At 35.3% G+C, this 21,796-nt stretch carries 23 protein-coding genes and 1 riboswitch; of the genes, 6 read left to right on the forward strand and 17 right to left on the reverse strand.

All coding sequences use genetic code 11. The annotated features are described in order from the left end of the window. The first annotated feature begins 10 nt into the window (after positions 1-10). Positions 11-1,339 (forward strand): sodium-dependent transporter, encoded by a 1,329-nt coding sequence (locus tag BKP56_RS11980; protein ID WP_072695338.1) that lies wholly within the window; start codon positions 11-13, stop codon positions 1,337-1,339. 91 nt (positions 1,340-1,430) lie between these two features. Here the strand turns inward: BKP56_RS11980 and BKP56_RS14025 are convergent, their stop codons facing one another. The 5 genes from BKP56_RS14025 to BKP56_RS12000 form a co-directional block, all read right to left on the reverse strand. Further along, positions 1,431-2,204, reverse strand: coding sequence for a mechanosensitive ion channel (locus tag BKP56_RS14025; RefSeq protein WP_232226884.1), 774 nt, complete (start codon positions 2,202-2,204; stop codon positions 1,431-1,433). Further along, positions 2,188-2,685 carry a mechanosensitive ion channel family protein gene (locus tag BKP56_RS14030; RefSeq protein WP_232226885.1) on the reverse strand — a complete coding sequence of 166 codons (498 nt, stop codon included), beginning with the start codon at positions 2,683-2,685 and terminating at the stop codon, positions 2,188-2,190. Before BKP56_RS14030 ends, BKP56_RS14025 begins: the two co-directional genes overlap by 17 nt. Positions 2,686-2,828: 143 nt before the next feature. Beyond that, complete coding sequence (locus BKP56_RS11990) at positions 2,829-3,710, reverse strand: DegV family protein (protein WP_072695340.1); 882 nt, start codon at positions 3,708-3,710, stop codon at positions 2,829-2,831. Between the two features lie 35 nt (positions 3,711-3,745). Beyond that, the gene (locus BKP56_RS11995; RefSeq protein ID WP_072695342.1) at positions 3,746-4,378 is read right to left on the reverse strand and encodes a hypothetical protein; all 633 of its coding nucleotides are present in this window, start codon (positions 4,376-4,378) and stop codon (positions 3,746-3,748) included. A 14-nt stretch (positions 4,379-4,392) separates the two neighbouring features. Next, positions 4,393-4,674: a DUF503 domain-containing protein gene (locus BKP56_RS12000; RefSeq protein ID WP_072695343.1), complete on the reverse strand. Its 282-nt coding sequence runs from the start codon at positions 4,672-4,674 to the stop codon at positions 4,393-4,395. A 346-nt stretch (positions 4,675-5,020) separates the two neighbouring features. Between BKP56_RS12000 and BKP56_RS12005 the strand changes: the two genes are divergently transcribed. Continuing rightward, on the forward strand, positions 5,021-5,935 hold the full coding sequence (locus BKP56_RS12005) for a DUF368 domain-containing protein (protein WP_072695345.1): 915 nt from the start codon (positions 5,021-5,023) through the stop codon (positions 5,933-5,935). Positions 5,936-5,997: 62 nt separating this feature from the next. Here BKP56_RS12005 and BKP56_RS12010 read toward each other — a convergent pair whose 3' ends face one another. The 9 genes from BKP56_RS12010 to gcvT all read right to left on the reverse strand — a co-directional run bounded on the left by BKP56_RS12010 (position 5,998) and on the right by gcvT (position 14,899). Continuing rightward, a complete protein-coding gene (locus BKP56_RS12010) occupies positions 5,998-6,195 on the reverse strand; it encodes a YwbE family protein (RefSeq protein ID WP_072695356.1) in 198 nt (65 codons plus the stop codon). Between the two features lie 21 nt (positions 6,196-6,216). Then, complete coding sequence (locus BKP56_RS12015; RefSeq protein WP_072695358.1) at positions 6,217-6,723, reverse strand: DUF305 domain-containing protein; 507 nt, start codon at positions 6,721-6,723, stop codon at positions 6,217-6,219. A 21-nt stretch (positions 6,724-6,744) separates the two neighbouring features. After that, on the reverse strand, positions 6,745-7,269 hold the full coding sequence (locus BKP56_RS12020) for an O-acetyl-ADP-ribose deacetylase (RefSeq protein ID WP_072695360.1): 525 nt from the start codon (positions 7,267-7,269) through the stop codon (positions 6,745-6,747). Between the two features lie 108 nt (positions 7,270-7,377). Continuing rightward, complete coding sequence (locus BKP56_RS12025) at positions 7,378-9,099, reverse strand: Na+/H+ antiporter NhaC family protein (RefSeq protein ID WP_072695362.1); 1,722 nt, start codon at positions 9,097-9,099, stop codon at positions 7,378-7,380. A 119-nt stretch (positions 9,100-9,218) separates the two neighbouring features. Next, a riboswitch (Lysine riboswitch) is annotated at positions 9,219-9,392 on the reverse strand. Between the two features lie 216 nt (positions 9,393-9,608). Further along, entirely contained in the window at positions 9,609-10,394 is a 786-nt protein-coding gene (locus BKP56_RS12030) for an SDR family oxidoreductase (protein WP_072695364.1), read from the reverse strand. A 49-nt stretch (positions 10,395-10,443) separates the two neighbouring features. Continuing rightward, positions 10,444-11,904, reverse strand: coding sequence for an aminomethyl-transferring glycine dehydrogenase subunit GcvPB (gcvPB, locus tag BKP56_RS12035; RefSeq protein WP_072695366.1), 1,461 nt, complete (start codon positions 11,902-11,904; stop codon positions 10,444-10,446). 1 nt (position 11,905) lies between these two features. Continuing rightward, complete coding sequence (gene gcvPA, locus BKP56_RS12040; protein ID WP_072695369.1) at positions 11,906-13,261, reverse strand: aminomethyl-transferring glycine dehydrogenase subunit GcvPA; 1,356 nt, start codon at positions 13,259-13,261, stop codon at positions 11,906-11,908. 113 nt (positions 13,262-13,374) lie between these two features. Beyond that, positions 13,375-13,758: a glycine cleavage system protein GcvH gene (gene gcvH / locus BKP56_RS12045; RefSeq protein ID WP_072695371.1), complete on the reverse strand. Its 384-nt coding sequence runs from the start codon at positions 13,756-13,758 to the stop codon at positions 13,375-13,377. A 1-nt stretch (position 13,759) separates the two neighbouring features. Beyond that, positions 13,760-14,899, reverse strand: a complete 1,140-nt coding sequence (gcvT, locus tag BKP56_RS12050) for a glycine cleavage system aminomethyltransferase GcvT (RefSeq protein WP_072695373.1) — start codon at positions 14,897-14,899, stop codon at positions 13,760-13,762. 365 nt (positions 14,900-15,264) lie between these two features. On the opposite strand from gcvT, the gene BKP56_RS12055 reads away from it, so the two are divergent. Continuing rightward, on the forward strand, positions 15,265-16,461 hold the full coding sequence (locus tag BKP56_RS12055) for an iron-containing alcohol dehydrogenase (protein WP_072695375.1): 1,197 nt from the start codon (positions 15,265-15,267) through the stop codon (positions 16,459-16,461). 27 nt (positions 16,462-16,488) lie between these two features. Next, the gene (locus BKP56_RS12060) at positions 16,489-17,604 is read left to right on the forward strand and encodes a GerMN domain-containing protein (protein WP_072695378.1); all 1,116 of its coding nucleotides are present in this window, start codon (positions 16,489-16,491) and stop codon (positions 17,602-17,604) included. A gap of 79 nt (positions 17,605-17,683) precedes the next feature. Here BKP56_RS12060 and BKP56_RS12065 read toward each other — a convergent pair whose 3' ends face one another. Next, positions 17,684-17,884, reverse strand: a complete 201-nt coding sequence (locus BKP56_RS12065) for a hypothetical protein (protein WP_072695380.1) — start codon at positions 17,882-17,884, stop codon at positions 17,684-17,686. Positions 17,885-17,995: 111 nt separating this feature from the next. Next, a complete protein-coding gene (gene pepV, locus BKP56_RS12070) occupies positions 17,996-19,405 on the reverse strand; it encodes a dipeptidase PepV (protein ID WP_072695382.1) in 1,410 nt (469 codons plus the stop codon). A 185-nt stretch (positions 19,406-19,590) separates the two neighbouring features. On the opposite strand from pepV, the gene BKP56_RS12075 reads away from it, so the two are divergent. Together BKP56_RS12075 and BKP56_RS12080 are read left to right on the forward strand one after the other, a co-directional pair. Then, entirely contained in the window at positions 19,591-20,421 is an 831-nt protein-coding gene (locus BKP56_RS12075) for an NAD(P)H-hydrate dehydratase (RefSeq protein ID WP_072695384.1), read from the forward strand. A 57-nt stretch (positions 20,422-20,478) separates the two neighbouring features. Next, the gene (locus BKP56_RS12080; protein WP_072695387.1) at positions 20,479-20,736 is read left to right on the forward strand and encodes a hypothetical protein; all 258 of its coding nucleotides are present in this window, start codon (positions 20,479-20,481) and stop codon (positions 20,734-20,736) included. 303 nt (positions 20,737-21,039) lie between these two features. Here BKP56_RS12080 and BKP56_RS12085 read toward each other — a convergent pair whose 3' ends face one another. Next, positions 21,040-21,756: a pseudouridine synthase gene (locus tag BKP56_RS12085; protein WP_072695389.1), complete on the reverse strand. Its 717-nt coding sequence runs from the start codon at positions 21,754-21,756 to the stop codon at positions 21,040-21,042. Positions 21,757-21,796 lie beyond the last annotated feature (40 nt).

The raw sequence follows: 21,796 nt of genomic DNA on the forward strand, positions 1-21,796 counted from the left end.
GAGTTTTTATATGAATAAAGAACGGGAACACTGGGGATCTCGCTGGGGGTTTATTTTAGCCGCTATGGGATCAGCGGTAGGTCTTGGTAATATTTGGCGGTTTTCTTACGCTATGGGAGAAGGAGGCGGTTCTACTTTTCTGATTATTTACTTACTCAGTGTTATTTTAATTGGCTTTCCCGTTATGATGATTGAGTTTACAATTGGCAGAAGGGCACAGACAGATGCTATTGATGCCTTTAAAAAACTTGCACCTAAATCTTTCTGGGTAATCGCCGGTGGTATGGGCGTACTTGCTGCTTTTATTATTCTTTCATTCTACGGAGTCATTGGTGGATGGTCATTGAAATATATCTTTTCCTATCTAACCGGAGGTGTTTCTGGCAATACAGAGACCTACTTTACAGAATTTGTCGGTTCTACTTTTGAACCTATTGGATGGCAATTCCTATTTATGGGTATTACTGTTGCAATTGTCATGTTAGGAGTCCAAAAGGGTATTGAAACTTCCTCAAAATGGATGATGCCGATTTTAAGTATTCTATTGATTGTTTTAGCTGGATATAGCTTAACTTTAGGTGGTGCTGGTGAAGCGTTAACCTTTATGTTTCATCCTGACTGGTCTGCTTTCACTGATCCTAGTGTTTATTTTGCAGCAGTTGGTCAAGCATTCTTCACATTAAGCCTTGGAATGGGTATCATGTTGACGTATGGTAGTTATTTGAGTCCTAATGAAAAACTTACCTCTTCAGCCGCTTATATAATCATTCTTGATACATTATTTGCTATTATTGCTGGACTAGTTGTTTTCCCTGCTTTATTCGCGTTTGATTTAGACCCTACTCAAGGAGCAGGGCTGGTATTCATTGTATTACCGACTATTTTTGAAGGAATCAGCGGTATAGGTCTAGTCGTTGGGGTAGCATTCTTTATTCTATTAGCATTAGCTGCTCTTTCTTCAGGAATTTCACTGTTAGAAGTGGTTGTTGCTTATTTAATACGCCGGCTTGGAGTATCACGTAAATTAGCAACCCTTGGCATCGGGTTCATAATTTTCTTAGTTGGAGTTCCGTCTTCTCTGAGTCAGGGGGCAGTTTCAATTGAAGTATTTGGAGATCCCTTCCTGGACTTTATGGATAAATTCTCAGGCAGTCTCTTACTCCCGCTTGGTGGATTAATTGTTGCAATCTATGGTACCTGGTCTTGGAAATCTGATGAACTATTAGAACACACTGATCTTAAAGGTGTTGCCTGGGCTCCAGCATTTTTGTTCTTTGCCAAGTTTGTTGCGCCAATAGCTATTTTAATTATTCTCGTATTTGGAATGTTAAGCTGGTAAGTATCAATACAATTAAAATAACCCTTCCTTGTAAAATCATAAGGAAGGGTTATTTATTTAAACTGATCATTCACGAAGCTAATTATTCTTATTATTGAATGTCTTTTGTATTTGATTTATTTGCTTCTTCATCAATCTTATTATCTAAACGTGATAATTGTTTCTTAGCAAATTCACGTCCACCAAGACCAAATGATAAGGCAAAGGCAACAGCTAATCCACCTATAATACAAATGAATGCTGCTTGAACGATAGCTGAAGCAAAGTTTAGTTGATCTAATGCCATAAAGATTGAAAATACAATCAGGATATATTTGATCAGCATTCCAGCTAACATACTACCTGTTGTATTTTTAATAGCTGATGACAACATTTGACCGCCAACAAATCCTAATCCAATAATAATCGCAGCAAACAGCACATTTGGAAGATATCCAATCACTACGCTTAGAATAGAATTTAACATTTCAAGATTTAATGCATTTAAAGCTTCTACCAGGAAGAATAAACCAATCAATACTGCGACTGTCTGTCCAGCAATTTTAGCTAAATCCAAGTTCATGTTACTTGATTTTTTCAAGTAAGAAGAATACTTATTCAATCCAGCACTTTTCAGTAGATCAGTTAGAATCATTCCAGCAAATTTAGCAATCGCAAATCCTACAATCAACAATACAACTGCTACTAAAATATTTGGAATCGCTGATAATATCGTATTCAATACTGAGCTGATTGGTTCAGCAATTGAATTAATATTCAATACTTCAAGTGCAACTAAAATAATTGGAATAACAATTAAGAAATATACAATGTTTGCTAACACAGATGCTAATGTCCCTTTATTCTTTTTAACTTCTGCCATCATTTGTATCTCCACCTGTCAATTTAGCTAAGTGTTTATCTATATTCGCTGCTATAGCGACATTGTACACTAGATTTTTGACAAGTTTAGCTGCGAATAATCCTAATACAAGAACAATTCCAGCTGCAATGATATTTGGAATAAATGCCAGCACTGTATCGATCATGTTCATAATCGGTTGACCGATAGAATCTAATCCAAATGTAGAGAAAATACCTGGTAAAAACAATACCCAAACCAGATAATAAGCTACTTTACTTAATGTATCAATCAGAGCATGCGACTGCTCTTCGGTTTTCGTAGCGCCCCATTTTTGAAAATATTTACCAATTCCAATTGCTTTTAATCCTTTTGAAACTGCCTTGCCTACTAATGTCGCAACTATCCATGCAACTATAATAAGAACAATACCTAATAATAACTGCGGCAAGTAATCCACAAATGAATTAAATCCATTTTGAACTGAATTTCCTACGTTATCCATATAAAATCTCTCCTTTTTTTGTATTTAACTACTTATTTAGTATAGAGAGAGTCCTATCTATACAAACAATACGCATTAAATAAAGCTAGCCAACTGATAACACGCTGGCTAGCCTACAAAACTTGTATTCAAAAAGTAACTATCTAATTTTTGTTTATATACATGTAATGCTCTGGTTTTTCATCAAAATAAAAGACGCCTACTCCTCCAATACCCAAATGAGCTGCTAAGACGGCTCCTAAGTCTAAAATTTGAGTTGTTACCTTAGGTAAAGCAGTTTTTACCATATTTTCCAGTTTTTGTGCTGATTCTAAATCATTTACATGACTGATCGTAATAAGTTGATCATCGAATGTCCCAACACCATCAGTAACATCTTTGATGATTTTTTTATAGATGCGTTCTTGCCCGCGGACAAGTTTCTTGACGATTATACCTGTGTGATCTACTGTCAGATATGGCTTGATATTAAGTACGGTCCCCGCAGCACCTGCTACTTTGGAGACTCTCCCACCTTTTACCAGCCAGTTCAAATTATTTAGAGTAAAATTATATTTAATATGTTTCGCATTTTTCCTAGTCTGTTCGACAATCGTTTCAAATGATAATCCATTTTTCACCATTTCCAGTGCCTGAATGGCCAGTAATGCTCCTCCACCTGCACCGCCTAATGAATCTATCACCTCCACCTTCATCTCTGGATGATTGGTTTTGTATTCACTGATTAGAGAATGCGCAACTTGAAAAGTACCAGAAATCTGACTATAAATAGAAATATAAATCACATCTTCATTTCTACTTCGACAATCATTCAGTATATCTAAAAGCGACTGAGGAGAAATTTGTGAAGTTTTAGGAAGAATACCTTGCTTCATATATTCATGCACCTGTTTTAAAGATATTTCTTTTTGGTCTAAGTAATCTTTATCCTTGATAATGACACTTAATGGCAAAAATTCATATTCATATTCTTTTTTCATAAAATCATTTTGATCGATTCCTGAATCAATAACTATTTTTATCATTTTTCACCCTACTTTCTTAAACAAATTTCCTAACTTCAACTCTTTAAGATCTCGTCTATTTCAGCAGTCGTCAATTTATTGACACTGTATCGGTTCCAAATTTCAGCTAAATGTTTTGAAGAAGCGTGTCCATATATTCTTACCGCTGTTTCTTTCCATTGCTTTAGTAAATTATAGTTACTAGAATTATTTTCATCTTTAGGGGGGCTAAGTATTTGATTAGTTTCTCTATTGCCGTTAAGTTTGATATTTACTTCCTGCATTTCAACATCACTATCTTCTTTTCCTTGCCAGATTTCATCGGGAATCACTAATACATAAAGATCTTTTTGTAGATATACATAAAAAAAACCTTTATTGATCAATGGCGCAATAATTTCAAGCTGTTTTAAATCCTGAAATCCAATTGCCTGTTCCATCTGATCTCCAAATTTTTCCAGCAACTCTACTACAACAGGTTTGTAGAACTGTTGAAATTGAATATATATACTTTCAAATAATTCCTGAACTAAGTGTTCTTTTTTCCAGCTTTTTCTTATAGATAAATTTAGATTTTCTGAAATTTCTATTAATTGTTTTTTTGTACAATTTTCTAAATTTTCTTCCAGTGAGGTCGAGATTACTTTTTTTTTTATAGGAAAACTTACCTGTGATTCCAATTTTTTCATCCTTTTTTGTCCTTTTAATATTTATACCACTCTATTTCAGTGACTTCTACTTCATAATTGCTTTCAATAAACTGTATAACCTTCTGCAATACTTTTTCACAAAGTACTCCGTTATTACCTACTATGCCAACTCCAAGAACCGCTTTATTCCAAGTATCCATATCAGCTACTTCTGCTACACTTACATTATACTGATTTTTCACCTTATGAAGAATACTTTTAATGACACTTCTCTTATCTTTTAGAGAATAAGAATCAAAAATCAGAATCGTCAGTTCCATACCTATCAAAACCAATGTATATTCCACCTCAAATTCAAAATATATAATATAATTGTATCTAAATAAAGGTGCTTCATTCCTAATTGGAGAATTGTTTTAACTAATTAATCATACCATAATTTTCAAAATGGGTAAAAGTACACATAAGGCAACTTAGAATATAATTATGCCAGCTACTGGTCTATTTATAACTATTAATAAATCTATCGGTTATTAGTTTTATTAATTAATAGAGACACACAATCTGCTCTTCGGTTTATATGATTTCATAAAATAGTTTTTATATTTTTTTAGACTCTTTTCATTTTATTATGATAAAATAGGAAAAGTAAAAATTAAAATATATTTAAAGGAGATCTTTATGCAGTACCTATGGATGATAGTTAAAGGAATGATCATTGGAATCACTAATGTGATACCTGGAGTTTCTGGGGGAACAATGGCTGTTTCATTTGGGATATATGATGATATTATACATGCTGTGACACATGTCAAAAGTGAATTTAAAAAAAGTTCTAAGGTTTTAGGACCACTAGCTATCGGTGCTTTGATCGGTATTGCAGGTTTTTCATATTTTATTGAAGTCTTGCTTGATCAATATACCCTGGCAACTGCTGTCGCGTTTATTGGACTAATACTTGGTGGATTACCAATTCTATGGAAGTCTTTTCAAAAAAGTAAATTACAAGAAAATCAGTCATTGAATTTTCTGCATGTACTTTTCTTTTTAATCTTTTTTGGTATTGTAGCTTGGATGTCTTTTGCAGATACTGTTGGAAACGGAGCTGAGTCGATTTCACTTAGTTTCGAAAATGTACTGGCATTGTTTCTAGTAGGTGTCGCTTCTGCCGCAGCGATGGTTGTTCCAGGGTTAAGTGGTTCGTTATTGATGCTGATTTTAGGATTCTACTACGCTGTTATTTATACCATTAATCAATTTAATGCTGCATTATCCAATTTTGATTTGAATACCTTACTTCCTTTTGGTACTTTATTAGCTGCTTATGCCATTGGAATGTTAGTAGGTATTATTCTCATCAGTAAAGCGATTGATTACTTTTTCCAGACTAAACCAACTTATACTTACGCAAGTATTTTAGGTTTAGTTGTAGCTTCACCAATTGCTATTTTAACTAATACGAGTGCGATTGCTGATTTACAATCGGGGAGATCAATCTGGTATTATTTATTAACAATTTTACTTGGTATTCTATGTTTTGCTTTGACTTTTGCTTTAGGCAGAACTGAAGATACAGCAGATACAATTGAAGACTAAAAAAACTCTTACTATGACGAAGGATCGGTCAAAAACCGATCCTCCTCATTCAGTAAGAGTTTTTATTGAATAATCTCCTGTACTCTTCCTACTTGATTCTGTTCTTCAAGCATTACTTTTATACCATGCGGGTGTTGTGGACTATTTGTCAGGATTCTTTTAACATGCCCTCTAGTTAGAGTACCTGATTTCTGATCTTTCTTTAATACAATATCGACTAAAGTACCTATCTTAATATTTGCTCTTTTCTTTCCATCCATTCGCTGTCCTGCTCTCTAAAATTATTTAGCTGCTTCTAAAGTCTCTTCTTCTTTTTGTGCAGCATTTTGATCTTCTTCTTCTTGATTTTCCAAATCGTCAATTAAATTATTCATTAATTGGATTTCTTCTTTCTGTGTTTTAATTATACCATCAGCGAGCTCTCGAACTCTAGGGTCAGATATATTTGCGCGTTCGCTCGTTAAAATTGCAATGGAATGATGAGGAATCATAGCTTTCATATAAGCAGTATCATCAACGGTTATCTGACTTCTAACTAACCAAAGTGAAACACCGAAAACGACAATAGAAGCTACAAGAATAATACTGTTGATTTTCTTATTCTTATACATTTTCCACATAAACAGCATCATAATCAGTGCCATAACAGCCCCCATCATAATCGCCATGTATACTCTGGTTTCACTAAACTTTACATCAGTAAATTCAAAGACATTCAAAAACATTAAAATATACATAATAACTGTTGATGTCAAAATCATAAGTCCAAATCTAATATATTGCTTCATTTTATCTTCCTCCTATAAATATTATTCTTCTGTATGAATATTTTTCAGTATTTTTCTATATAGATTTTCCATTCTCTGATCGAATGCTACGAGTATTACTGTGATTTCACTTGTTTGTTTTTCTAAAAAATCTAAAATGGTATAGATTGCCGTTTGAGCTGCTTCTTCAGCAGGATAGTGATAGATTCCTGTACTGATTGCTGGAAAAGCAATTGATTTAAAGTGATGTTTCTTAGCAATTTCCAAGGAATTTCTGTAACAGTTTGCCAGCAATTTATCTTCTTCATGTTTTCCATCTCTATATACTGGCCCGACTGTATGGATAATATATTTAGCAGGTAATTTAAAGCCTTCTGTTAATTTTGCTTCACCTATTTCTGCTCCGCCTAGTTTCTTGCATGCTTCTTTCAGTTCAGGACCTGCTGCTTGATGAATTGCTCCATCTACTCCACCTCCACCTAAAAGAGACTTATTTGCAGCATTAACGATAGCATCCACTTCAATCTCCGTGATATCCCCTTGCCAGATGCTGATTTTATCTTCCATTCAATCCCTCCCTTATATATAATTCTATGTATCTATCGTATAATCTTAAAAAGCATTGAGCAAATAAAAGAGCCTAGTCCTAGTAGACTGGCTCTTGAAAGGTGATTGCTATTCTATTTTACTCGGTATAGTTTCTACTTTTTTACCTAATAAGAACACCATTGCGATTATGGCTATAAATGTAACAGGTAAAGTAATCCATATATTAATACCCATTGCTGAAGGAAGATATCCAAACACTATAGAAATTATTCCCACTGCCAATGCATAAGGAAGTTGGGTTTTAACATGATCGATCAAATTAGATCCAGCTCCCATCGAAGACAAAATAGTCGTATCAGAAATCGGTGAGCTGTGATCTCCAAATATTGCTCCTGTTAGAACTGCTCCTGCAGACATAATCACAAATTCTGAATTACCAGGATCCAGTGCTGTTGCCAAAGGAATTGCCAGGGGCATTAAAATACCCATCGTTCCATATGAAGTTCCTGTAGAAAAGGAGATAATCGCTCCTAAGATAAAGATAATAGTAGGAAGCAGAACTGGCGGCATCGTATCTCCCAAGAGAGATACTAGATAATCTGCTGTCCCTAATTCATTCATTACAGTTGATAGTGACCAGGCAAGTAATAATACTACACCTGTTATCATTAGTGTTTTCATTCCTTTTATCCAAATATCTATACCTTTGCTGAACGTGAATAATTCTTGCGAAACGCCCATTACTAGTGCAATAATACTAGATATTAATGCAGCTTGGAACAGAACAACAGATGCATCTGAAGCCCCAAATGTCTCTCTTATTGTCGCAAAGGAGAATGGAGAATTGATCACTTCTTGTGCCAATAGGGTATTATCTCCACCTATAATAGCAGTTCTACCATTCATATAAAATCCTGCAAAACTAAATACAATTAAACTACCGATTGGAATGAGTGCATTCCAAATGGTTGCTTTATTTTTATTCAACACTTCTTGCTCTTCTTCATCCGTTTCTACTTCAGAATTTTCAGCAATCAGCATTCCAGTGTCTCTTGCCCGTTCTTGTGCTTTTTTCATTGGACCGAATTCTCTCAAAGTAAGAGAAGTTACTACAACAAAAAGGAGCATCAGTATATTATAGAATCGGTAAGGTAATGTCTGCAGAAAAATCCCGTAGGCATTGACATCTTGGCCAATCGACTGATAAGCATCATTTATAAGCCCTACCTCATAGCCGATCCATGTTGAAACTAATGCGATTCCTGCAATAGGAGCAGCTGTCGCATCTATAACAAAGGCTAATCTTTCTCTGGAAATTTTCATTTTATCTGTTACCGGACGCATGATGGGTCCAACAATCAAAGCATTCGCATAGTCGTCAAAGAAAATCAGCACGCCAAGTGCCCATGTAATCAGTTGCGCACTTACCGGACCTTTTGCTCGTTTTGCCAGGCTTTCTGCGACTGCTTGTGCTCCTCCCATACTAGTGATCAGCGCAATCAATCCTCCGATCGTCATGACCTGCAGAATAATTCCTGCATTCCACGGATCTGCCAATGATCCTAGAATATAATCCACAATATCAGTAAATCCATAAATAATTGCTAATAGTATATTGCTTCCATAATAAAACTGCATAATGATTGTTCCTGAAAAAATACCAACGAATAACGACAAGACAACATTTTTGGTAATAAAGGCTAAAATTATCGCGATGATAGGCGGGATCAAAGTCATCCAGCCGATTGATCCTGCTAAGCTTGTCTCTACTTCTTCAGCAAAAACGGGCGCTGGAATCAAGAATATAAGTGCGGTAAATAAGGTAATCCAACTAAACTTCTTTAACATTGTAAATCTCCAATCATTTTCTTTAATATCTTATAATAAATCTACGAAACTATTCTCTTATTATTAAGTAAAAAAAAGCATTTAAGGCACTATCACCCTAAATGCTAGAAATTTGCATATAGTATGATAGTGCTCCACGAAAGTTTCGTGACAGTGCTCCGCTTATTAAACGAAGCCCCAGCAGATAAATTATGACTATTTTCATCTACTTCGGCAAAGAACCCTTTCGGACTCAATCAACGGGTGTCACCCTACTGAATCGTACTGATTTTCTTTGCGCCTCTATCTTTATTACAATTTAATATAAATCAGTTTACAAGGAATCAAAAAGAATTGCAAGTTGCATTTATAACTTTTAATATTTTCAGTATATATTTTGTTGTTAGAGTTACTATTAAAAGAGTCATTTTTATGATTTTATTTTAGTAAAAAATAAAAAATCGGGCATTATTATAATAATAAATACCCGAAAATACTATGAACTTATATTTTAATCAACTTTTTAAAACCTAGAACGCTTTAACCATTCCACCATCAACTAATAAACTTTGTCCTGTTAAATAAGTGTTAGCCCCTGACACTAAAAAAGTGGCTACCTTAGCAAATTCTTCAGGTTTACCATATCTACCAAATGGTATATTTTGTAACATGCCTTCAGTTACTTCTTGTTGAGTTTTGCCTTGTTTTTCAGCCTTAGAAGAATCTAACTGAAGCAAGCGATCAGTTTCTATTCTACCAGCTCCTATTGTATTCACTAAAATTCTATGTGCCGCAAATTCCTGAGATAAACTTTTTGATAATCCAGAAATGCCCATTCGAAAAACATTCGAAAGAGTCAAACCATCAATTGGTTGTTTGATTGATGATGAAGCATTATTTAAAATATGTCCACCATTTACTTTTAAATCTGGCAGGACTTCTCTTATAGTGCGTATAAAACTCATGAGAGTAAGATCAAAAGCTTTTTGCCAATCGGTATCATCAAAATCTTCAAAAGTTCCAGCTGGTGGTCCACCGGCGTTATTAACTAGTATAGAAATCGGACCAAACGTTGATCTGGTAATATCTACAAGGTTTTTGATACTATCAGCATCTGTAATATCAGCAACAGTATATTCAACTTTTCCAGCAGCAGTTTTCAGGATTTCTTTTTGGGCTGTTTCTAATTTGTCCTTACTTCTACTCGTCAGCATCACATTGGCACCTTCTTGAGCCAATTCAGCTGCGATTGCTTTTCCTAGTCCCGAGCTAGAAGCTAGTACGATAGCTGTTTTGCCTGTCAATTTTAAATCCATTATCCTGTCTCCTTTTATGATTGATATTACTTTAATTATAGACTAATGGTCACTTCTGGTAAATTACTTTGGGTTTTCGGGCGGCAACCACTTCATCTAGTCTTCTAACTGATTTGGTCAATGGAGCTTCGTGCAATAATTCTGGCTGTTCTTCCACTTCTTCTGCGATTTTGATCATAGCATCCGCAAATTCATCTAATGTCTCTTTCGCTTCGGTTTCAGTTGGTTCAATCATAATGCATTCTTCTACAATCAATGGAAAATAAACAGTTGGAGCATAGAATCCATAGTCTAACAAACGCTTAGCAATGTCTAAGGTTCTAACACCTTTACGTTTCTGGCGTAATCCACTCAGTACAAATTCATGCTTACAATGCTGTTTGTATGGCGTATCATAATACTTGGATAATCTGGCTTTCAAGTAATTTGCATTAAGTACTGCATCTTCAGAAACTTGCTGCAAACCTTCTGCGCCCATTGATCTGATATACGCATATGCTCTTACATTGACTCCGAAATTTCCAAAATATCCTTTTACTCGTCCTATTGTATCGGCATAATCTGTGTTTAAAACATACTCTTCTTCTTGCTTTTCTATTCTTGGAACAGGTAAAAATGGTGACAGATATTTCTTGACCCCTATTGGACCCGATCCCGGACCACCTCCGCCATGTGGTGTACTAAAGGATTTGTGTAAATTTAAATGAACGACATCAAATCCCATTTCTCCAGGAGTTGATTTACCTAAAATAGCATTTGCATTCGCACCATCATAATATAATAAACCGCCTGCTTCATGTACGATCTCAGCAATTTCAGCAATATCAACTTCAAATAAGCCTAATGTATTCGGGTTTGTAAGCATTAATCCTGCAGTATCTGGTCCTAATGCTGATTTAAGAGCCTCAACCCCCACAGTTCCATTTTCGTTAGATTTAATTTCCCTTACGTTATATCCAGCTACTGCTGCGCTAGCTGGATTGGTACCATGAGCAGAATCTGGAACTAAAATCGTTTTTCGCTGCCTACCTTCTCCATTCTTTTCATGATAAGCTTTAAAAATCAGTAAACCTGCCCATTCTCCTTGTGCCCCGGCGGCTGGTTGTAAAGAGATATCATCCATGCCAGTAACTTGTTTCAAGTCTTCCTGTAAATCATACATCAATTTCAGAGCACCTTGTACAGTAGCTGGATCTTGTAAAGGATGGATATTCATAAAACCATCCATGCGCGCTATGTCTTCATTGACCTTGGGATTATATTTCATTGTACATGACCCTAAAGGATAAAAGCCTGTTTCAATCCCAAAGTTTTTATTAGCTAGTGCTGTATAGTGTCGCATCAGCTGCAGCTCAGAAACTTCCGGTAATTCAGCAGCTTTTTTTCTAGATAAATGTTTTGGTAGTTGTGCAGTAAGATCAAAAGTTTCCACATCATTTTCCGGTAAACTATATGCTCGACGCCCTGATTTGGATTGTTCAAAAATCATTTTTGTATTGGAAGTTGTCATTTTATTTTACCACCTCTACTAAAGCTTTTACGAATTGATCCATTTCATCCTTCGTTCTTTTTTCCGTTGCACATAGTAACATAGCATATTCAACATTTATTAAAGCTGAGACATCATATCCACCTATAAATCCTTTTTTAAAAAGGAGGTTATTAACTTGAGAGACAGGTTTACTTAGTTTCACTACAAATTCATTGAAAAAGGCTGAATGATTGAATAGCTCAAATCCTGCTTCTTTTAGTTTACTCGCTAAGTAATGTGTCTTATCAATATTTTGCTGTGCCATTTCCTGCACACCGACTTTTCCTAATGCAGACATGAAGACTGAACTAGCTAAAGCATTTAATGCCTGGTTAGAACTCATATTAGAAGTAGCTTTTTCACGACGTATATGTTGTTCTCTCGTTTGCAGAGTCATTACAAATCCCCGTTTACCTTCAATATCCACTGTCTCTCCAACAATCCGGCTTGGTACTTTACGCATATATTTACTTTTAACTGTAAAGTATCCACAATGCGGTCCGCCATAAGACATAGGTAAACCAAGAGGCTGCATATCCCCGACAACAATATCTGCTCCAATATTTCCTGGAGCCTCCAATTTTGCCAGAGCTAATGGATTAGCTACCACGATGAGTAATGCATTACTTGCAGTAAGAATCTCTTTGATTTCTTTTAAGTCTTCAACTGATCCAAAGAAATTAGGATATTGTACCACCACTGCAGCAGTTTGTTCATTCAATACACTTTTTAACTGATCCAGATCTGTAATTTCTTGTTTTAGTCCAATAGTTTCAATTTTATATTCCATTCCAAATGCATAAGTATCGACAACTTCTTTTGCTTGAGGATGAAGTGCATCAGACAACAATATCGTTTGTTTTTTTGTGACAGCTGTTGCCAGATTGCAGGCTTCTCCTAAAGAAGTAAACCCATCATATAAACTTGAATTGGAGACATCCATTCCAGTTAATTCACAAATCATTGTCTGAAATTCAAATAATGCCTGCAGCTCACCTTGACTGGCTTCTGGTTGATAAGGTGTGTAAGCTGTCATAAACTCTGATTTAAGCGTGACATGATTAACAACACTAGGTATGAAATGGTCATACGTACCGGCACCTAGAAAATACGGAGAATTTGACGCTGTTTTATTCAATTCAGATAAGGAATGCATGTGTTTGATTAATTCAAGTTCACTTAAAGGTTCAGCCAAATCTATTTTTTTCTCATGCGTTGCTCTGGTTGTGACTGGAATATCAGAAAACAATTCATTAATTGATTCAACACCAATCGTTTTTAACATTTCTGTTCTATCAGCTTCAGTCGCTGGTAAGTATCTATGCTGTTCTGTCATTACTACACCCCTTGATTTAAGAATAAAATAATAGAGACTTCCCGGAAGATGAGAACTCTCTATTATAGATTCTCTTTGATTTGCTTCTTATTTATAAGTCCATAAAATAAAAATTATTCACTTACAAATTCATCGTAAGCTTTTGCATCCATCCACTCTTTTGTATCCAGCATACCTGATACTTGAACTTCTACAATCCAGCCAGCACTAAAAGGAGAGTCGTTTAATTTCTCAGGTTCATCTTCTAGAGAATCATTAACTTTTGTAATGGTTCCTTCAACAGGACCATAAATATCTGAAGAAGATTTTACAGATTCAACGGTTGCAAATCCTTCTTCTTTTTTCATTGTATCGTTTAAAGCAGGAAGTTCTACAAACACAACATCCCCTAATTGTTCTACTGCATAATCTGAGATGCCGATTCTAACGTAATCCTCGCTTATGACTTCTATCCATTCATGTTCATTTGTAAAATATAATTTTTCCTTTTCAGCCATTTTATATTCCTTCTTTCCTGTTTTTTATATTTTTCAACCAATCTTTTTTAGTGATTCTAGCTTCAATTTGTTTTTTTCTTACTTGAATCCAAATCTTATTACCAAGTTCAGCATATTTTTTATCGATTATCATCATACCAATACTTTTACCAAGAGTTGGAGATTGGGTGCCCGAAGTCACTGTCCCGATTACTTCTGATTCCTGATTTAAAACGGGATAATTATGTCTTGCAATCCCTTTTTCAACTAGTTCAAATCCACGGGAAATCCTTTTTAATCCTTCAATTTTTTGCTTTTTTAAAGATTCCTGTCCGATAAATGGTTTTTCTTTATCCACTTTTACTGCAAATCCTACTCCACCCTCTAAAGGAGAAATTTCTTCTGTCAATTCTTGTCCGTAAAGTGCCATTCCCGCTTCAAGTCTCAATGTATCTCGCGCTCCTAGTCCACATTCCTTCAATCCATGACAGACTCCAGCTTTTAATATTTTATCCCACAGCTTCTGAGTTTGATTCCACTTTACATAAAGTTCAAATCCATCCTCACCAGTGTAACCTGTTCTGGAAACGATCACTTCTTCTATATCTCCAAATTTTTCTGAAGGCAGGAAAAAGTATGACTTTAAACTGGATAGATCCCTTTGTGTCATTGATTTCAGTATTCTTTCCGCATTTGGTCCTTGAAGAGCTATCAAACCATAATTATTTGAAACATTCTCTATTTTAATAGATTTTTCTTTGTTCATTACCATCCATTGATAAATCTTTTCAGTGTTTACTGCATTTGGTGTAACGAGAAAATGATCAGCAGAAAATTTAAATAAAAGCAAATCATCCAATGTTCCGCCTGCTTCATTGGTCATGGTATTATACTGAGCTTGATTTACTTTCATTACTTTTACGTCGTTAGTAACTAGTCTATTCAGCCATTCAGCTGAACCTTCTCCACACACAATAATCTCTCCCATATGGGAGACATCAAACATTCCCGCTTGTTCCCTAACTGCTTTATGCTCTTCTGCAAGTTTAGTAAACTGAACCGGGAGTGCCCATCCGCCAAAATCAATCAACTTAATATCTTTTCTTTTATAATAATCATACAAAGGAGTTTTTAATAAACTCATCTCGGTTTCTTCAGACATCTGGTTCCTCCGCTATCTATAAGATATGTATTGCAAGATAAAAAAATAATTAAAACACCCTAAAAAAGTATTCTACATTAATTTTTCAAATTTAACATCACTTTTCATTTCATACATTTTATCACGTTTTTATTCGTTCTGAAACAGATATTTCTTTAATTCTCTTTAAGTAACACGGTTACAAACCTTTATAATCGAATTATGTTATCGAAAAACCTATTTATAGTTCGCATTGGAAAGCATAACATCGGTTTCACTTCTCTTTTAATTAATATATTATTGTATCTTCTCGATTTGGTTTATAATCTTCATTTTCTCCTTTTATGATACAATATAGATAACATAATAAAAAGGGGCTTATTAATATGCAGCAAGAAGTAACAAATTTTGTATTTCATAATCCGACTAAAATCATTTTTGGGAAGAATCAGATTCAATCTTTATCTGCACTCATTCCGCAAGACAAAAAAATCCTTATCACTTATGGCGGTGGGAGTGTTCAAAGATTTGGTACACTAGACCGTGTTAGAGAAGCACTAGCTGATCATAAGTTTGGAGAATTTGGTGGTATTGAAGCAAATCCTACTTATGAAACTTGTATGAGAGCTGTTGAATTAATCAAAAGTGAACAGTTTGATTTTATACTCGCTGTTGGCGGTGGGTCAGTCATTGATGGTTCGAAATTCATTGCCGCAGCTGCTGAATTTACTGGTGATCCTATTAATATTTTTGCAAAAGGAATCGGGTCAGGAGAAGAAATCAAATCTGCTCTCCCATTAGGTACTGTCTTGACACTTCCAGCAACCGGATCTGAAATGAACAGCGGAGCAGTTATCACTTTTAAAGAGAAAAAAGCAAAAGTAAGTTTTGGAAGCCCATTTGTTTCTCCGGTCTTTTCTATATTAGAACCTGAATTAACCTATACATTACCAAAAAGACAGTTGTCAAATGGAATTACAGATTCATTTGTTCATATAATTGAACAATATCTAACCTATCCAGTTGGTGGAGCTAGAGTACAAGATGGATTTGCTGAAAGTTTACTGCGTACGTTGATTGAGATTGGTCCTGAAGTCATTCAAGAAGATAAACATGACTATTCTATTCGAGCAGACTTTATGTGGACTGCTACAATTGCTTTAAACAAACTACTTTCTACAGGTGTTCCAGGCGATTGGTCTACTCATGCATTAGGACATGAAATTACTGCTTTGAATCACACAGATCACGCTCGTACGCTTTCAGCTATTTTACCTGCTGTTATGATGGTTCGAAGAGAACAAAAATTTGATAAGCTTGTTCAATACGCTGAAAATGTCTGGGGCATTACTGATGGATCTGAAGAAGTAAAAGTTGATGCAGCCATACTAAAAACTGCTGCTTTTCTTAGATCAATCGACATGCCCATAACGCTTAAAGAAATCGATGTTAAATCAGAAGATATTGATTATCTTGTGGAGCAATTAGATATTCATGGTAATTCACATATTTCTGAACGTGGAGATCAGACATTAGCTGTATCAAGAGCTATTTATGAAAAAGCTCTAGAATTAGATTTTTAATACCACATATTAAAAGGAGGAATATTCATGAGCCATCACTCGCTTATAAAAAGTCTTACTGTACTTTCATTATCCGGGTTACTGTTAGGTGCTTGCGCAGATACCGAAGCTCCAGAACTTACAACAGATGATACTGAACAAACTGATAGTAATGACCAGTCAAATACAGATTCTTCTAGCGAGGAGCAAGATACTACTCTTTCGCAAAATATGCTGGATTGGGTACCAATGAGTGCTAACACTAAATATGTGTATGAAGGTGAAGGAAACGAAAGTGCTAGTTACACTATTTATCCTCAGTTCACACATAGCGATACCTTACAACTAGTTCAAGCTACTTCAGGTACTGATATGGTAAAAGTATATGAATACACTGAAAATGAAGTTCGGGAAGTTTTTTTAAGAGGAGAAACTTATTTTAGAGATGATATCGTAGATACAGGGCTGACTACTGGACAAGAAAACTTCGATATTCTGCTGCAATCTCCTATAGAAGAAGGCCACAGCTGGGAAAGTCCATCTGGGTCAGTTTCTGAGATTACGAATACCGATGTATCAGTTGAGACACCTTCTGGAAATTATGACGCAATAGAAGTAACACGTACAATTGATGACACGACTACTTTATTGTATTATGCTCCACAAGTTGGTCTAGTACAGACGATTTCTGAACCTGAGAGTGAAATGACCGTAACTTCTACTTTAAGTGAGATTCAAGAAGATGCCGATGAAGAAATACCATTGACGGTTTATGAATTGAATGAAATGGCTACAGCACTGACTATTGTGGATACTACACTAGAGTTGAAGACAAACGATCCCGCTCGTATCCAATTAACAGAAATCTTAAATGGAAATACTGGAGATATAACTATTCCTTCCCTAACTGAAAATACTGAAATCAATTATATGTATTTAGGTAACGATGGTATTGTCCATATAGACTTTTCAGAAGAAATTACTGAAATGCAAGCCGGTTCCGGTATTGAAGCATTACTTCTTCAAAGCATCGTCAATACTATCGGTGGACTGTATCAGACTGATGAAGTTCTTTTAACCGTTGAAACCGAACCATATTCTTCAGGTCATGTTTTACTTGAAGAAGGACAAACTATGCAAGTTGATCAATCGGTTGTTGAGTAACTTATTTTCTCTTTTGACTATTTATCATATAAAAACCCCTTTCGCTTTTAACAGGCGAAAGGGGTTTTACTATTTATATTTAATTTTTATTCTTCATTTCTTTTTTTACTTTCAGGAAATAAGTCAATGTACCAAAGAGATAGCCAATTCCTCCGCCTATGATTACTCCATATAACAGATGATTCATAAATATGCCTATGATTATTCCAATAACAGCTCCTGAGATCATTCCAAATGGCATCAGAAAGTTGACAAATCCATTATCTTTTGAAGGCATCATTATACAATCACTCCTTATATTTTGTAAAAATCAAGAACCCAAGCGCACCTTTATGAATAACTTTATGCCAGAAAATTATCCATATAAAGTCTCTTTATTATTCTGAGATGTCTATTTTACTAATTCATATATCGCTTCAGCGTAAATTGCCATTGCATTTATCAGATCATCTACTGCCATAAATTCATTTGCCTGGTGCATTGTATCGACACTATCCGGGAACATTGCACCATAAGCGACTCCACGTGTCATTAAACGTCCATAAGTTCCACCACCTATAACTTGTTCACTTGCTTCTAATCCAGTCTGACGTTGATATACATCTAATAAAGTGCGTACTAATGGGTCATTTCCGGGAACATAATGTGGTACTTTTCCTTCTGGTAGTGTTACTTCTACAGAATATTGAGACAGCTTTTCTTTTATGCTTTTACCAATTATTTCTTCAGAAGTACCTTGAGGATAGCGCATGTTAATTGTTAGCTGTCCTGCTTTATCTGCGTTAAATTTGAAGATTCCGGTATTTGAAGTTAAAGCTCCCATCACTCCATCAGTGTGTGCAACGCCTAATTTTTTTCCAGCTGGATCTTCATGCAAGTAAAGTGCAGCAACTTGTATAAAATCTTTTGCATCTCCACCGAAGTTGAAATCTGACAAGAACCTAGCTAGATATGTTCCGGCGTTTACACCTTTTGCCGGTGTACTGCCATGAGCTGCTTTTCCAACGATTCTAATTGTTACACGGTTACCATCTACTGCTAAATCACCAGTTACTGGCTGACCAGAAAGAAAGTCCTGGAATCCATTTTCCAATTCTTCTGGTTGATTGGAATCTATTACCGCAACAGCATCTTGAGGAACCATATTTGGGCGTAATCCAGATTCAAATTCAACTAATGTATGTGTTCCGCCTGCTGCATTTCCACCAAAATTCAAAATTGCAGATACATTCCCTTTTTCACCGTTAATGATCGGAAATGCTGCATCAGGAGAGAATCCAAAATCTGGTTCTTGTTGAGTTTTTAAATAGTGTGTGATTCCTTGCCATTCACTCTCTTCATCAGTTCCTAAGATAAAGCGAATTTTTTTAGAAACAGGTAAATCTAATTCTTTAATCATTTTGATGGCATAGTATGCAGCCATACCAGGTCCTTTGTCATCACTTGAACCACGTGCATATAATCTGCCGTCTTTGATTACTGGTTCGAAAGGGTCAGTTTCCCAGCCAGTACCTGTTGGCACAACATCAACGTGAGCGAGGACACCCATGATTTCATCGCCATCGCCATATTCAATATGTCCTGCCCAATTATCAAAGTTTTCAGCTTTAAAGCCGTCTCTTTCCCCAATTGCAAGAAATTCTTCTAAAGCTTTTTTAGGTCCAGGACCTACTGGTGCATCTTCAGTAGCTTTTGAATCATCTCTTACACTATCGATTTTCAGGATCGTAAATAAGTCCTCTAAGAAATCATCTTTTCGTTTTGCTGCTTCTGCTTTCCAATCAATTGATTGATTTGTCATATTTGTTTTTCCTCCTAATAAATCTATCATGTTTAGTAAAAAAGTGAATACCTTTAGAATTCAATCTTTTTTACTTCTATATTCTATTTTAGCATTTTTTAGAGCAAACACCAATTCAAGAACAAGTAAAACATGTGCATAATCAACGAACTAAGCGTAAAATCTATAGCAAAGGAGGGTATCTTTTGAAATTAATAAGTGAAAGTTATATAAAACAGGCTATCCCTAAAAGAGAAAAGAATAGTTATAAAGGGAATTTCGGTAAATTATTGTTTGTTGGCGGTAATGAACAAATGGGTGGCGCAATTATCATGTCTGCCTCTGCAGCTGTTTACTCGGGTGCGGGTTTGGTAACTGTTGCTAGTTCTCCTATTAATGTCCATGCTCTGCATTCGAGAATCCCCGAAGCTATGTTTGTAGATATGTACGATCTAGATACTTTAGTTAATATGGTGGATAAGATGGATGGAATTGTTATCGGGCCTGGTCTTGGACGAGATGACCGTGCAAAAGATGTGATGAAATCAGTGTTAAATGAATTAAGGGAGGATCAATTCATATTAATAGATGGAGATGCTATTTCTATTTATATAAATGAGTCACTAGCGCATCCTAAAGCTCAGCTTGTATTCACTCCTCATTTAGGAGAATGGAAGACTTTATCAAATATGGAACCAGACAAAGAAAATGTGGAAGATAATATACAAAAACAAAAAGATCTAGACGCTATTATCGTTTTGAAAAAAGGACAATCTGAAATTTATTTTGAAGATGAAGTCTGGCAGAATATACCTGGCAATCCTTCGATGGCTACAGGCGGTATGGGTGATACACTTGCTGGGATGATTGCAGGATTCATGGGTCAATTTGAAAATTATGAGAAAGGTATTCTTTCCGCTGTTTTCTTGCACAGTAAAATCGCCAATACATTAGCTGAAACAAATTACGTTACTTTACCAACCGCCATTATTAATGATATTCCTAGAACAATGAATGACTATGCAAATTCAAACTAGCTTTTTCAAAAACTCTTCGTTATACTGAATTAGAGAAATCAGGAGAGGTCGAGAAAGTTGAATTTAAAATTATTTGTAATATGTTTAGGTGCTTTTGCATTAGGTTTTGCATTAATGTACTTTAATCAGCAATTGTTATTCTTTTTAGGAATGGTTGCTTTAGCTTTACTGGGATTGAATTCAGGACCTAGACTGGAACATGATCCAGCAGAGGAAAAGTTCAAAAAAGACCGGCTAAGATTCATCAGGTTAATGTGGATCAGTGCATTCTATGTAAGTTCTGGATTTATTGCTTTATTTACACTAGGTGCATAATTATTGCCAAACTTTAAATTAAACCAATAACTCGCTTTTAGATTTCTATCTTTAAAAATTAGAGTTTAATATTTTGCAGCGAATTGGCTGGTTAATGTCCGGTATTTTACTTGGACGTGAACCAGTCATTTTTTATTTCTATAAACAAAAATTTTCATATCCAGTATACTTTTTATTGCTTATCCGTTTAAACTAGTAGTTTTAATTTTGAATATACAAAAAAACCCTAAAAGTCAGAATGAAATATCTAACTTTTAAGGGCTGAAGTTATTAAGATTTTTCAAACAAGCACGACATTTAATATTATGATTTCAATTGTTGAATTTCTTCTTTTGTACATTCCCTGTACGCCCCGAGTTCCAGCAAAGGGTCTAGCGTCAAAGGTCCCATAGAAAGTCGTTTTAGATAAAGAACTTCTTTATCTACTGCATGGAACATCCTTTTGACTTGATGAAATTTCCCTTCTTGAATCACAATTTCAATTTTAGAGGTTGCTTCTTCTTCGTCAACCGATAATATTCTCAAGTCTGCAGGCATTGTCAGATACTCATCATCTAATTCAATGCCTTCTTTAAATTCAGTAATATCTTTTTCAGTGACAATTCCTTTTATCTCTGCAAAATACTTTTTGTCTACGTGATGCTTAGGGGAAAGCAGCCTGTGTGTCAATGTTCCGTCATTAGTCAACAGTAATAATCCTTCAGTATCGATATCTAAGCGACCTACTGGATGTGGATCCTGAACAATATCACTCGGTTGAAGTAAATCAAGTACTGTTTCATGCATATCATCTTCAGTCGCACTGATAACACCTGCTGGTTTGTTCAGCATAAAGTAAACGAATTCTTGATAGTCTAAAGGTTCCCCAGCAATAAATACTTCATCAATATCCGGATCCACCTGCGTTTTCGGATCTTTTACGACTTCACCATTGATTTCAACAATCGAAGTCTTCAGTAACTTTTTAACTTCTTTCCTGGTTCCTAACCCACTATGAGCTAATAACTTATCGATTCTCATAATTCACCTCTAGTCTAGTGTATCTAACTTATTCATTTAA

The sequence above is a fragment of the Marinilactibacillus sp. 15R genome, from assembly GCF_001895285.1.
Classification (GTDB): domain Bacteria; phylum Bacillota; class Bacilli; order Lactobacillales; family Carnobacteriaceae_A; genus Marinilactibacillus; species Marinilactibacillus piezotolerans.

Bases quoted from the DNA above. Each gene is read 5' to 3' on its own strand.
- BKP56_RS11980 (WP_072695338.1), top strand. From the start codon at position 11: ATGAATAAAGAACGGGAACACTGGGGATCTCGCTGGGGGTTTATTTTA.
- BKP56_RS14025 (WP_232226884.1), bottom strand. From the start codon at position 2,204: ATGATGGCAGAAGTTAAAAAGAATAAAGGGACATTAGCATCTGTGTTA.
- BKP56_RS14030 (WP_232226885.1), bottom strand. From the start codon at position 2,685: ATGGATAACGTAGGAAATTCAGTTCAAAATGGATTTAATTCATTTGTG.
- BKP56_RS11990 (WP_072695340.1), bottom strand. From the start codon at position 3,710: ATGATAAAAATAGTTATTGATTCAGGAATCGATCAAAATGATTTTATG.
- BKP56_RS11995 (WP_072695342.1), bottom strand. From the start codon at position 4,378: ATGAAAAAATTGGAATCACAGGTAAGTTTTCCTATAAAAAAAAAAGTA.
- BKP56_RS12005 (WP_072695345.1), top strand. From the start codon at position 5,021: ATGCAGTACCTATGGATGATAGTTAAAGGAATGATCATTGGAATCACT.
- BKP56_RS12010 (WP_072695356.1), bottom strand. From the start codon at position 6,195: ATGGATGGAAAGAAAAGAGCAAATATTAAGATAGGTACTTTAGTCGAT.
- BKP56_RS12015 (WP_072695358.1), bottom strand. From the start codon at position 6,723: ATGAAGCAATATATTAGATTTGGACTTATGATTTTGACATCAACAGTT.
- BKP56_RS12020 (WP_072695360.1), bottom strand. From the start codon at position 7,269: ATGGAAGATAAAATCAGCATCTGGCAAGGGGATATCACGGAGATTGAA.
- BKP56_RS12025 (WP_072695362.1), bottom strand. From the start codon at position 9,099: ATGTTAAAGAAGTTTAGTTGGATTACCTTATTTACCGCACTTATATTC.
- BKP56_RS12030 (WP_072695364.1), bottom strand. From the start codon at position 10,394: ATGGATTTAAAATTGACAGGCAAAACAGCTATCGTACTAGCTTCTAGC.
- gcvPB (WP_072695366.1), bottom strand. From the start codon at position 11,904: ATGACAACTTCCAATACAAAAATGATTTTTGAACAATCCAAATCAGGG.
- gcvPA (WP_072695369.1), bottom strand. From the start codon at position 13,261: ATGACAGAACAGCATAGATACTTACCAGCGACTGAAGCTGATAGAACA.
- gcvH (WP_072695371.1), bottom strand. From the start codon at position 13,758: ATGGCTGAAAAGGAAAAATTATATTTTACAAATGAACATGAATGGATA.
- gcvT (WP_072695373.1), bottom strand. From the start codon at position 14,899: ATGTCTGAAGAAACCGAGATGAGTTTATTAAAAACTCCTTTGTATGAT.
- BKP56_RS12055 (WP_072695375.1), top strand. From the start codon at position 15,265: ATGCAGCAAGAAGTAACAAATTTTGTATTTCATAATCCGACTAAAATC.
- BKP56_RS12060 (WP_072695378.1), top strand. From the start codon at position 16,489: ATGAGCCATCACTCGCTTATAAAAAGTCTTACTGTACTTTCATTATCC.
- BKP56_RS12065 (WP_072695380.1), bottom strand. From the start codon at position 17,884: ATGATGCCTTCAAAAGATAATGGATTTGTCAACTTTCTGATGCCATTT.
- pepV (WP_072695382.1), bottom strand. From the start codon at position 19,405: ATGACAAATCAATCAATTGATTGGAAAGCAGAAGCAGCAAAACGAAAA.
- BKP56_RS12085 (WP_072695389.1), bottom strand. From the start codon at position 21,756: ATGAGAATCGATAAGTTATTAGCTCATAGTGGGTTAGGAACCAGGAAA.